Source organism: bacterium (assembly GCA_021159335.1).
Lineage (GTDB): Bacteria > UBP14 > UBA6098 > B30-G16 > B30-G16 > JAGGRZ01.
Window position 1 is genome coordinate 1 of the sequence record JAGGRZ010000150.1, and the last position, 10,402, is coordinate 10,402.

A 10,402-nucleotide genomic window follows, 5' to 3' on the forward strand; every position below is an offset into this window, starting at 1 on the left:
TTTTCTTCTGATATTTAAGGCTATATGCGGGAATATCAGGAAGAATCGAGCCTGTTTTTAGAAATTTGACATAATTTCTATTTGACAAAAACGAGGCAATATTTCCATAACTTCCTGGTAAATTATTTCTTTTCTCTTTTAAAATAGAAATTAGAATTCTGGTCGCTTCTTCAGCAATAAGCATATGTACAATATTAGCTGGCATAACCAATTAATCAAACAACCCTACTATTTGTTCAACGTAATTAATCAAACAACCCTACTGTTTAATCAATTAAGCATATTTTTCGCACTATGTCAACCAAAAACCAAAAGGAGAAATACCATGAACTGGGACGAAATAACACTATACTCCCCGGACGACCTTCTGACATACGACAAAGAACTGCTGATGCAAATAGGTGACTATTATCGCCACGAGGAAGTCAAAAACATTATTGCCGAGCGAATAAACTACAGATTTTCCCACTTGGACGACCCACTCTCCCTTATTGATAATGTGGGTTTGCTCAAAAATTCTGGGGTTCTTCTGAATCTTGCGCTCATTATGCGCGAAAACTCAACCCGCCGCGGCGACATCTTCTACCTTAAAGCCATCTACTACGAAACCAAATTCGAGCGCGAACTGCAACGCGCCCTTTCCGTTATTGCCGAAAAAATAAGTAAAGGTCCTGAGATAGTGAGGTGAAAATGATAAACACGATTCTACAAAAATTAAGAGAGCAATCAATTTTAGTTCCCGCGCTTCGTTCCGTGTTTGTGGGTGACTACCCAGTCCCGGCGGCGCAACTTCCAGCAGCCTTGTTGAAAATCGTAAGGATAGAAAATAACCCTGTCTCAGAGGAAGTGGCGACCATCGCGGCAACCGTTAGCATAGAGATTATATTCACTCCCAAAACAGATGTTTCCGACAGATTAACTCTCACCAAGGAACTGGCTGAGGCGGTATTCATGACTGCCTCATCGCTTGCCATAAAACTAAGAAATATTCACATCAACGCGCAAAAACAAGACAGCGCAAGCATTAATGCAACATTTTCGTGGGCGGAGATGATAAAGTAGCATAAACGGAGGTTATAAATGGCTCAGATCTTAAACGAAAACCAGCTTTTATTTCCAAGCCTTACGAGCAAATTTATACTGTTCGTAAACAATGTTAAAGTCGGTGAGGTTAACCTTCCTGAGTGCGGCGTTACCTATTATCCGCCCGAACCTGTCTTTAGCGGTGACACCATGCAGCAACTAATACGGCTTCGATTCGACTTCCTTGATGGCGACGGAATGGCAGCCATTCGCAAAATTATCAATTTCTGGTATGACGACCCCGAAAACCACACATTGCGCCTCGTAATCCCTGGGGAACCAGGAAATGGATACAAAGTGGTCCCGTACGGCAGATGGCGCGAATGGTTCCTTGACGATGTTCCGCAAGGTTATGGACCAGTTGAGGCGGTCTTCATAACCGATGAACCTCCCGCAATCCCCGAGGCTGACGAATCGGATACGGAACCTTGGGTGGAATAGACCCCAAATGTAAAAACGAAAGCCAATAAATCATATCCAAATTAAAATCTTAACTTTAAACAAGGAGCGCTATTATGGCTAAAAGGTTGATGTTAATAAGGCTCGAAACGGGGCATGCATTGCGCGCTGTCCCTGAAGGTGGCGACCCATACACGCAGGGCACCGATTTTACCGACCACGGCGACGGCGTATATTCGGCACTGCTCGATGCGGGTGTTTATGATATATATTATAAGGATTCTCCGCAGGACACAACATGGACACCGCTGGAACACTTTCAGGGAAGATTCCACCCTACCGATGACATAACTTCAACGCTTGACGACCACGAAACGCGCATAACAAACCTCGAGGCAGACCCACCTCAAACCCCGCAGAATGTGACGATAAAAATCACCACTCAATGCGTGCACATAAAGTGGGACGCTCAGGCTCCGGGGACCATTTACATCGTGCGAGGGGAATACCATCATACCGGTGAACAAATAACGGTGGACGAGAACAGCCGAACACTTTACGCGGGTTATACACCCGAATGTCTGCTTCCCAATGAGCTACGCTTTGCGGACCTTGAGAGCAAACCTTTTGAGAATGTCGTCCTTAGCTTCAAAATCTGGGCACAAAACAGCGCAGGAACATCCACGCCCACAGACAAATTTGACATCGAAATTGACCTGACATCCGAACTCGAAGAATTCTGCGAATCCATATCTTCGTCATGTGAAAAGACAAGTTCGTGCGACTACATTGTAACCCCATGTTCGTTCGTCGCAGGCTTATTCCCAACAACAACCATCGACGAAAACGAACTCCCGACAAACGCTCCAGCAAAAACATTAAGTTTCCCCAGCGACTTGTATCTCATACGAATAGAAATAGAGACCAGGGTTGCGCCCACCTCAGACGCTGACATCTATTTTGCGGACAGTTTCAGCGGAAAACTTTACAAGCTCACTGTTAAATCGGGCGAACGATTTGCCCGAAGCGAGGCTACAGCTACTGGAAATCCGTCCATCTTTGTTCGTAGATATCCCGAAAGCAATCTCATGATCTACTCACCATCACCATCTGGGCTTGAGGATGTCGAAATACGGCTCTGGCTGAGGAGAGTTTAAATTGCTTCGCTAAGTTTGACCACTCCAAACCTTTCCAGCAGCCAACCCACAGCAAACACAAGGAAAATGGGCTCAATGGGTATGCGGTAACGAACGCGGGTAAGATATATCGCATAAATAAACGCAAAAACAATTATGCAGCTAAGAATCAAAATCACCTCACGACTTTTGCGCATACGGAAAATACCCAGAACGCCAAAAATAAAAACCGGAACCCAGCATAAAGCGTAGATTAATTTGTAAAGCCAATCGGGCATGCTAACCTCTGTTATGGGTTTTGGATAGGGACGAAAAAAGTTGGCGAACTTCGCGAGAATAAACGGTATCCCGAAAAGCTTCCTTTCAAAAAGATAGCTGAAACCAAGCCTGCTCAATTCACGATTGCGCTCTATCTCGCCCATTCGTAAATATTTACCCATCTCATTTATCCACGGCTTGCTTGACAACGGAACATATGACGACGGTGTCGCATCAGGATGATTAGCAGCGACAAGCACTTCCCCGCCACCCGTTGATAACGGAATGAAAACACCGAATCTGTTGTAATTTCTTACAACCCATGGACCCCAGACGAGCAAAAATCCCAGAACGACCCACAAAGCAAACTTCGCCCGGTTTGCAACCCTGAAAAAAAGAAACGCAAATGAAACAATAAAAAAAGCAATGAATGTGGGCACTGTGAGAACTCCAACGCCGAAGATAATCCCAAAAAGTAAGTACTGCCAAAAATTCTCGCGGTGCGTGCGATAAGCGTCAATAACCAAGTTGAGCACCAGAAGAATTATCAGCGATAAAATGAATTGCGGATAAAGAAGCAAGGAAATGTAAACTATAGGCGGATACACAGAATAAACGAGCGCCGTCCAAGCCGCTACTTTCTCGCTATGGAAAATAACTTTGGAAAGCCTGTAAATAAGCAGCACACCCGGCAAAATGAAAAAAATCTGAAAAACTCTTGCGCAAGTCAAACTCCAGCAAAAGTGAAGAGGAATAGAAAGGAAAAGTGGGTACATGGGCGTCACCCTTGCGGTAAAGTGATTCACTATAAAAAGCCCCATCCCTGCCGACAGCGACTTTGCGAGCTGAAAGTAAAATCTCTCGTCGTTGTATAAAAAATTCTTCGCATCAAGAAGCCATAGCGCCGCAAAGCGAATCAGCAACCCCAGCACAAGCGCCAAAATAAGGATTTTTCGCTCTTTAGTCATTGTAAAATTAAGGTTGCAAGAAGAATAAAAGTTTCATCGGCTGGTAATGTCAAGGCTATAAACACTGCGTAATATGATTTACCACACTCACTGTGAGTTTCCCTGAGAATTCCCGTTTCCGTTTATGTGGTTTTCTATGGAGTTTTTGAACACGCGATACATTATTATGTTAAGCCACCTTAGTCTTTTTGGTCCACGGGTTACTTTGTAAAGCGCGACACCGAGAGGCAATGCTCTTGCCTCGTAAACCCAGCTTAACGGTATCTGAGCTGACCAGCGCGCCAAACCTGTTATAAGAAACAAAACCTGCTCTGGATACAGATGATATCCGAAAAAGTTCATTGGCTTGGGCAAGAAAACGCCCGAAAGAAAGGCGGATGTCGTCATTGCAAGTCCCGAGATAGCCGCAAAAACGCCCGAATAAACCTGCTTTTTCTCCTCAGGAGCGATAGCGAGCACGAAGTTTTGAGCAACTATATTAGCCCCCGCCCACATGAACCCTGAAGAGGCAGCCTCAACAAAAAGCATCCAGTAATTCTTGGGGGTAGCAAAAAGCCATACAAGCGGATTTATACCACCGAAAATTATCGCGAGCCTCATCGCAGTTTTGTTGCCGAACCTGTCGATAAAATGCCCCCAGAAACGCAGCGTGAAAAACGATGTTATAGCGCTTACAGTGCCGTAAACTTGGATCTCAAGAAGAGACATCCTAAGCGTTCGCATCATAAACGGTGCCCAGAAAGGCGAGGCTATACCAACAGCGAACATCCACCATATCGAATAAAGTGCTAATCTGCGGAAATTGCTATCCCGGAGAGGTTCCTTTAGTGTCCTGAAGAATGGATGTTTATTGTTAACTGGCGGGGAATCTGGCTGGTGCTTTATTACGAAAAGCCAAAGTATGTTCACAAGCCCGGCAACGAAAAATATAATCGCCAGCGCATAAAACCTATTCTCAGGAGCAAGAAACGAAGGATTGCCAAGCCATGCTTTTATTCTTTCGGCTATAGCGCCGCCATTGGGGTCGAAAAGGTCATAGAATGTGCTGAAAATGTATCCCACGATCATCCCTGCAAGCATTAGATAGCGGTTTCTCATCGAGAAGAACCTGCCGCGAATCCTTAGTGGAATCATGTCAGCTATCCATCCTGTCCAGATGTTCGCCGCCGACGCCTGAGTAGCGGTAGTTATTGCAAGAATAAACAGTGCCACAAATAAAGCCGCAGGCTTTGGCAAAAGAAACGGCAACATTCCAAAAAGAAACGGCGCCGTCCGAGAAAGACCGATTATCCACATCACGGATTTCTTTCGGCTCTTGAAAATCTGTAGAACGAACACACCCAGTGCCTGGAAAACTTGAGACAGCTGTACTATTGAGGTCATAAGCCCCAGATGAAAGGGCTTTGCCCCCAGCTCAAGCACATACTTGACCAAAAAAGTACCACCGCCAAGGTTCGTGTAGATGCTCGCGAGTATCCCCGAGGCGGTGGAATATACTATGGTCTTTCTCAGGTCCGAGTTATCTCGCTCTTTTCTGAGCTTTATCATACCTAACCCAAAAAATTTTGCGCAAGTCTATGGACGAAATCCGATTTGTCAAGATTTTTTGAGAAAAATCGCGGTTTCAGAAAAAAATTTTGGGGAGGAGACTAATTATGATCCTAAATTCGACCGCAAAATTCACGGCAAGGAAAAATGAAGTTTCTGAAGAAGTTATTCTCACCAAGGACCTCATCATTATAAATCCATCAAACGGCAAAATGCTACTCGCTCTCACTCCCGATGACACAGCGTTAACACCGCAGTCCTACGCCGCTGACATAGAATTATCCTTCCCCGATGGTCAAGTGAAAACTGTCTGGAAGTCGCAATTTGTGGTTAAGTGGGATGTAACGAGGTCTTAAAGTATTGATATTTCAAAAAAAGAATTTATATACAACTTATGAACCCGAAACACACCCGCCAAATAAAACGCATTATAATTCATTGTAGCGCCAGCGATTTTGGCGATGTCAGAACAATTCGCGAGTGGCATAAAATGCGCGGTTTCTCCGATATTGGTTACCATTATGTCATCCTCAACGGTTTCCGCAAAGAAGGCCAATATAATGCTTCCGATGATGGTCTTATAGAGATTGGACGGCCATGGTGGCGCGAGGGAGCCCACACTAAGGGACATAATGCTGACTCAGTAGGAATATGTTTGATAGGAAACCCTAAATTCATCGGACAGCCAGAAATGTGGTTCACTGAAAACCAGCTCGAGTCACTCAAAGCACTGGTTGCTGCGCTTAGAATAAAATTTGGCATTCCGCTCGAAAATATCTTTGGTCACAACAATTTTGCACCAAAAATTTGTCCAGGATTCAAAGTTGAAGTAGTAAGGCGGGAGTTCTTTTCGTGAGCCCACGCATTTTTATAGCAAACAGTTTTCCATCATTGCCCGTGCAGCGATAGCTATAGATAGCCCAAATAAAAGCGAAAGCAGCGTGCCAACAAAGTAAACCTCGACTTCAGATTCACTCTTGCCCCTCGCAAACCGAGCGACAGATTTAGCGCCCAGCACCCAGCCCACTATGCTAAAATTGCCCGATAACACTATGACGATAAAAATCACCATTCGTTCGAGAATCCCTATCCAGACCGATATTTTCGGGGAGCTGTAGCCGAACACAACTTTAAGGAACATCTGGATGAAAATGCCAACCAACGCGCACAACGAAATGCCCGATGTATAAATTATTAATTGGTTCATATCAACGGAAGTATTCTTGCTACCTGCCTCTCGAACTCTCGAAGTCTTTTATATCCTGCTCTAATGAGAATTTTTTTGACATCGCTCCGCGTAAGACCAAGTTTGTTTGCCACCTGCGTTTGACTCTTTGCCTCGCGAGCAAGAAGAATCACCTCGCGCATCCTTTTTGACCACCCGTTCTTAAGAGCCTGAGCAATTCCGAAAGCAGCGGATATGAGTTCAGACAATTCCCTGTTAGAAGCCACGATACTTACGCAACTCGAATCTTTACACCTTTTTATCTTGTCCAACGCTTCGGAAGCAAAACTAAAAGCCTCGCCCGTTTGTTCGCCAGCGGGTCGGGAAATATCCACGATACCTCCGATACCCATACCACAACGCACATAAACAGGTTTCCTAAGAATGCTTTTGCCCTCAAGCCACAACAATTCCTCAAACCATTGAAATATATCGTATGCGCGGCGCACTCGGCTGCAAACCCCCTGAATGGTGTCGCCCAGAACTATCGAAAACCTCACGGCAACATCACGGCTGAACTTGTCGTTTACATCGTCGATACAGCGATGAAGAACGCTAAGCAACCTTGCTGACTCAAACCCGCGGGACCCGACGACATCCATTGTTAATACTGCATATTTTCTCATTATTTAACAATTTACTTAATAAACATCCCGTATCAATTACATTATTTGTTCTTTGTTAACATCTCCTGCTCAAAATCCTCGGCGCGAAGAAGAACATAGCGCGCACGGAGAATCGTTGCGTAAACAACCGGCTTTGACTGGTAGATGAATTTATCGGAGTAAAGTTTCACCACGCTATCAGGCAGAACGAGAGCCACATAGTCGACGCCGTAACGCTTTATTATGCGCGAGAACGCATCTTTAGTTGCAGCCAGACGAGCAAGCTCATAATCGCCCGCGAGACCATTGGCAGAAATAAAATTCCTTTGCGAAAAAAAGCTTACAATACCCGAATCATACATCGTAAACAGCGCATCCTCGGGAAAGTTTTTTCTTATAAAATCGGCAAGATAAATTTTTTCTGCGACGAAATTTCGCTTCTTCAAATAGTGTATGTAACCAGCCAACTGAGCAAAGACCAAAACGACAACCAAAGTTAAAATTGCGAATCTTATTAATTTGCCCAGAACCTTCCCGACGGCGCCTATAAAGTCGCTAACAATGGCACCCACAAAAAACGAGACCGTAACAATCTCGGGCACAAGATACCAAAACGACCCTACCGCTTCCTTGGACATGAAAGAAGCTATAAAAACATAGTGAACGCCCGCAGCCACCCAGAAAGGAGCGAACTTCTTAGCCACAAAAGATGTTGCGGAAGCTTTTCTTTTGGAAAAGAGCCATATCAGAATCAACGCAAGGATAACAAAAACGACCAACTCAATTACCAAGATAACTCCGCGCCCTAAACCGAGAAAGTAGGACAATCTGAAGTTCCAGTAATCAAGGAAACCTTTTATAGTAAGCCATATCCTGGTCGGGATATTTATTCCCGGGCGAATTTTTCTTAAACCTGAAACTGGCAACAAGTGGCCAAAATTCAAAACATTCCACGCCAGATAGGGCAACGCAACTAAAAAAGCCCCCAAGCCGAACTCAATGGCTCGTTTAAATCGCGAAGATATGGACTTTTCGCTGGTAAAGAGAAGCATCGCCACAAAAAGTGTCGCGACGAGAAATACATTATCCGTCCGCGCCAAAAACAGAAGTCCCGCAAGGAAACCAAACGAAAGCGTTCGCCGATTAGCTAAACCATCAGCGTAAGCCAGAATAAGAATTGCCAGGAAAAGCAGCACTAACGGTGACTCAAGCATTGAGAACCAGAGAGTAAATGTGCGCATGTTCAAAAATAAGATTCCGAACGACACCAAAATCGCCTCAGGACAAAATCCTGACTGCTGAAAAATTTTGAGGAAAATGTAGGCGCAAGCGAATATGATAACTGAAATGAGAACATAAACGACCTTTAATGCAGTGTTCGGGTTTTTCGCGACCCCGAAAATGGGTATCAAAAAAGCCTCCCAGAGCGGATGGAAACCGTTGGTTCGCGTTACATTGTCGTATGTCAGGACACCGCTGCGAGAAAAATTAAACGCTATCTTTGGATAATAGAAACCATCGTCTATGGACGCCAGTATTGCGCAACTTTGCGGGCTGCGGAAAACTATCATGTAAAATTCCATCGCAAGCAGCAGAAGAAGCGCGAGTATCGATTTCCACTTTGTAAGCTTTGGGTTCATTGAATCAATAAATTTATAGTATAGGCTTATAACAAATAATTTATTTTTTCGGCACTCATCGGTCTAAGCAGGCTTTTTGTCAACCCGATTGTCAACCTAAGCTAAATTTTTTTGTCAACCCCAAATCGCAAACCACAAAAACAATTCGCCAAACCAACACAACCCAATCAAAAAGGAGGTTTTCATGAACATCTTGATCGACAAAATTATCGAGCTCGGCATTATGCCGGTCTTTATGCTTCTTATCGGCTACATAGCGGGCAGATACATCAAGCCGTGGATACACGCTTCAAGCGCAAGACTGGCAAGAGCACAGGAAATAGCACTAATAGCAGACCGCATCACCGACGAGATGTTGACATTGTTCCCCGACCAAAAATGGGACAACTGGCTTGATGAGGCAGTCGACAAATTAATAAAAGCCTGTGGACTGAAGGATGCCGATGTCGCAAGAAGAGAAATAATCTCGCAGGTAAGGAGGAAGCTCGTAAATGGCTGAGATAATCAAAACATTGCTTATAACAAAGGAGGTGCAGAAAAGATTCCCGAAAGAGTGCGAAAATGACACATTATTCCCTATATGGTTTGTTGCCACTGCGGACATCCGTTCGGGACTGAACCCAAAATTCTCTGATGGTAACGGGAAGTGCGGACTTTTCGCGCTGCGAAATCAATTGTTTCAGGAATTCGCCATAAGACTCGGACTCGATATCGATAGCTCAATTTTTGACCCTAACGCAAACACAAAAGTCGCAGTGGAATTCATACGATGGTGCTACGAGAGATTTGAAAAGTCACAGCTTAACAGACTCGACAGGCTGCTTCTGGCAATCCTATCCCTTGAGGTCGGCTACTTCAGAATAAAAAGGGCTATCTCACAATGTTCACCGCCACACAGCTTGCCGCAGATTCTCGATGTTCTGGGAAGCGAACGGGCAAGAAACCATATTATTGCGATAATTTCTAAATATTGGGAATACTGTCTCGCTTGCTGACTTTAAGCAATGTAAGGGGGCGCATTGTGCGCCCCTCAAGTTTATTTAGCTATTATCACCCAGTTGCTGCCATCGCTTACTATTGTCACGAAATCCCATTGAGAACTCAGCGAATATGTCGATGCTCCATCGATTGTTTCGCTACCATTGGGGTCAATCGTTACAGTATTTACTGAACCATGGATTCTCTTAATGGTATAGACTCTCCAGTTATACCAGATGCAGAGGGTAAAGAAACTGTTATGCTATTACTTGTGGCATCACATAATATCACACGGTCGCTCGCTGTCGCTGTATAGTCCGCCGTCACCGATTTAACAGCGAAAGAAACTGAACCATTAAGCGAAATATCACCCGAGGTACCAATAACAAGTGAGCTATGCCCAATCTTTATCGGATTGTGTATGAATAAAAAAGCGGGCATAAGCCCGCCTAACAAATGCTCGAAATGAGCACTTTAAAATTTATTTTACTGTTATAAATAAATATTATCCATCAAATTTCTACCACATCATGGACAACAATCCGTTTCAGTCGGGCTTACA

Annotated in this window: 15 protein-coding genes; 8 read left to right on the plus strand and 7 right to left on the minus strand. The window is 44.3% G+C overall.

Translation table 11 applies throughout. From position 1 onward, the window contains the following. A partial coding sequence (locus tag J7J62_08195) for a hypothetical protein (GenBank protein ID MCD6125134.1) occupies positions 1–205 on the minus strand: 205 nt, incomplete at its 3' end. A 120-nt stretch (positions 206–325) separates the two neighbouring features. On the opposite strand from J7J62_08195, the gene J7J62_08200 reads away from it, so the two are divergent. From J7J62_08200 to J7J62_08215, 4 genes are all read left to right on the plus strand, one after another. Next, on the plus strand, positions 326–688 hold the full coding sequence (locus J7J62_08200) for a hypothetical protein (GenBank protein ID MCD6125135.1): 363 nt from the start codon (positions 326–328) through the stop codon (positions 686–688). A 2-nt stretch (positions 689–690) separates the two neighbouring features. After that, complete coding sequence (locus J7J62_08205) at positions 691–1,062, plus strand: hypothetical protein (protein ID MCD6125136.1); 372 nt, start codon at positions 691–693, stop codon at positions 1,060–1,062. An 18-nt stretch (positions 1,063–1,080) separates the two neighbouring features. Beyond that, on the plus strand, positions 1,081–1,524 hold the full coding sequence (locus J7J62_08210) for a hypothetical protein (GenBank protein ID MCD6125137.1): 444 nt from the start codon (positions 1,081–1,083) through the stop codon (positions 1,522–1,524). Positions 1,525–1,598: 74 nt separating this feature from the next. Then, a complete protein-coding gene (locus J7J62_08215; GenBank protein ID MCD6125138.1) occupies positions 1,599–2,639 on the plus strand; it encodes a hypothetical protein in 1,041 nt (346 codons plus the stop codon). Here J7J62_08215 and J7J62_08220 read toward each other — a convergent pair. Further along, the gene (locus J7J62_08220) at positions 2,636–3,844 is read right to left on the minus strand and encodes a glycosyltransferase family 39 protein (protein ID MCD6125139.1); all 1,209 of its coding nucleotides are present in this window, start codon (positions 3,842–3,844) and stop codon (positions 2,636–2,638) included. The two genes, J7J62_08215 and J7J62_08220, sit on opposite strands and share 4 nt — an antisense overlap. 87 nt (positions 3,845–3,931) lie before the next feature. Then, positions 3,932–5,392 carry an MFS transporter gene (locus J7J62_08225; protein MCD6125140.1) on the minus strand — a complete coding sequence of 487 codons (1,461 nt, stop codon included), beginning with the start codon at positions 5,390–5,392 and terminating at the stop codon, positions 3,932–3,934. 107 nt (positions 5,393–5,499) lie between these two features. Between J7J62_08225 and J7J62_08230 the strand changes: the two genes are divergently transcribed. Beyond that, positions 5,500–5,748: a hypothetical protein gene (locus J7J62_08230; protein MCD6125141.1), complete on the plus strand. Its 249-nt coding sequence runs from the start codon at positions 5,500–5,502 to the stop codon at positions 5,746–5,748. A 38-nt stretch (positions 5,749–5,786) separates the two neighbouring features. Further along, a complete protein-coding gene (locus J7J62_08235; GenBank protein MCD6125142.1) occupies positions 5,787–6,248 on the plus strand; it encodes an N-acetylmuramoyl-L-alanine amidase in 462 nt (153 codons plus the stop codon). Between the two features lie 12 nt (positions 6,249–6,260). Here the strand turns inward: J7J62_08235 and J7J62_08240 are convergent, their stop codons facing one another. Genes J7J62_08240 through J7J62_08250 form a run of 3 tightly spaced genes read right to left on the minus strand, consistent with a single transcriptional unit; the run spans position 6,261 to position 8,862 of the window. Then, positions 6,261–6,599 carry a hypothetical protein gene (locus J7J62_08240; protein ID MCD6125143.1) on the minus strand — a complete coding sequence of 113 codons (339 nt, stop codon included), beginning with the start codon at positions 6,597–6,599 and terminating at the stop codon, positions 6,261–6,263. Beyond that, on the minus strand, positions 6,596–7,243 hold the full coding sequence (locus J7J62_08245; GenBank protein ID MCD6125144.1) for a hypothetical protein: 648 nt from the start codon (positions 7,241–7,243) through the stop codon (positions 6,596–6,598). The genes J7J62_08240 and J7J62_08245 overlap by 4 nt, the downstream gene beginning before the upstream one ends. A 41-nt stretch (positions 7,244–7,284) precedes the next feature. Continuing rightward, positions 7,285–8,862 carry a hypothetical protein gene (locus J7J62_08250; GenBank protein MCD6125145.1) on the minus strand — a complete coding sequence of 526 codons (1,578 nt, stop codon included), beginning with the start codon at positions 8,860–8,862 and terminating at the stop codon, positions 7,285–7,287. A gap of 184 nt (positions 8,863–9,046) precedes the next feature. Here J7J62_08250 and J7J62_08255 point away from each other — a divergent pair, with 184 nt between their 5' ends. Together J7J62_08255 and J7J62_08260 are read left to right on the plus strand one after the other, a co-directional pair. After that, positions 9,047–9,361, plus strand: a complete 315-nt coding sequence (locus tag J7J62_08255; protein ID MCD6125146.1) for a hypothetical protein — start codon at positions 9,047–9,049, stop codon at positions 9,359–9,361. Continuing rightward, a complete protein-coding gene (locus tag J7J62_08260; protein ID MCD6125147.1) occupies positions 9,354–9,857 on the plus strand; it encodes a transglycosylase SLT domain-containing protein in 504 nt (167 codons plus the stop codon). Before J7J62_08255 ends, J7J62_08260 begins: the two co-directional genes overlap by 8 nt. Before the next feature lie 169 nt (positions 9,858–10,026). On the opposite strand, the gene J7J62_08265 is transcribed toward J7J62_08260, so the two are convergent. Beyond that, positions 10,027–10,281 carry a hypothetical protein gene (locus J7J62_08265; protein MCD6125148.1) on the minus strand — a complete coding sequence of 85 codons (255 nt, stop codon included), beginning with the start codon at positions 10,279–10,281 and terminating at the stop codon, positions 10,027–10,029. Between the last annotated feature and the right edge of the window lie 121 nt (positions 10,282–10,402).

Coding starts and splice junctions, on each gene's coding strand:
- J7J62_08200 (MCD6125135.1), top strand. CDS start 326: ATGAACTGGGACGAAATAACACTATACTCCCCGGACGACCTTCTGACA.
- J7J62_08205 (MCD6125136.1), top strand. CDS start 691: ATGATAAACACGATTCTACAAAAATTAAGAGAGCAATCAATTTTAGTT.
- J7J62_08210 (MCD6125137.1), top strand. CDS start 1,081: ATGGCTCAGATCTTAAACGAAAACCAGCTTTTATTTCCAAGCCTTACG.
- J7J62_08215 (MCD6125138.1), top strand. CDS start 1,599: ATGGCTAAAAGGTTGATGTTAATAAGGCTCGAAACGGGGCATGCATTG.
- J7J62_08220 (MCD6125139.1), bottom strand. CDS start 3,844: ATGACTAAAGAGCGAAAAATCCTTATTTTGGCGCTTGTGCTGGGGTTG.
- J7J62_08225 (MCD6125140.1), bottom strand. CDS start 5,392: ATGATAAAGCTCAGAAAAGAGCGAGATAACTCGGACCTGAGAAAGACC.
- J7J62_08230 (MCD6125141.1), top strand. CDS start 5,500: ATGATCCTAAATTCGACCGCAAAATTCACGGCAAGGAAAAATGAAGTT.
- J7J62_08235 (MCD6125142.1), top strand. CDS start 5,787: ATGAACCCGAAACACACCCGCCAAATAAAACGCATTATAATTCATTGT.
- J7J62_08240 (MCD6125143.1), bottom strand. CDS start 6,599: ATGAACCAATTAATAATTTATACATCGGGCATTTCGTTGTGCGCGTTG.
- J7J62_08245 (MCD6125144.1), bottom strand. CDS start 7,243: ATGAGAAAATATGCAGTATTAACAATGGATGTCGTCGGGTCCCGCGGG.
- J7J62_08250 (MCD6125145.1), bottom strand. CDS start 8,862: ATGAACCCAAAGCTTACAAAGTGGAAATCGATACTCGCGCTTCTTCTG.
- J7J62_08255 (MCD6125146.1), top strand. CDS start 9,047: ATGAACATCTTGATCGACAAAATTATCGAGCTCGGCATTATGCCGGTC.
- J7J62_08260 (MCD6125147.1), top strand. CDS start 9,354: ATGGCTGAGATAATCAAAACATTGCTTATAACAAAGGAGGTGCAGAAA.
- J7J62_08265 (MCD6125148.1), bottom strand. CDS start 10,281: ATGCCCGCTTTTTTATTCATACACAATCCGATAAAGATTGGGCATAGC.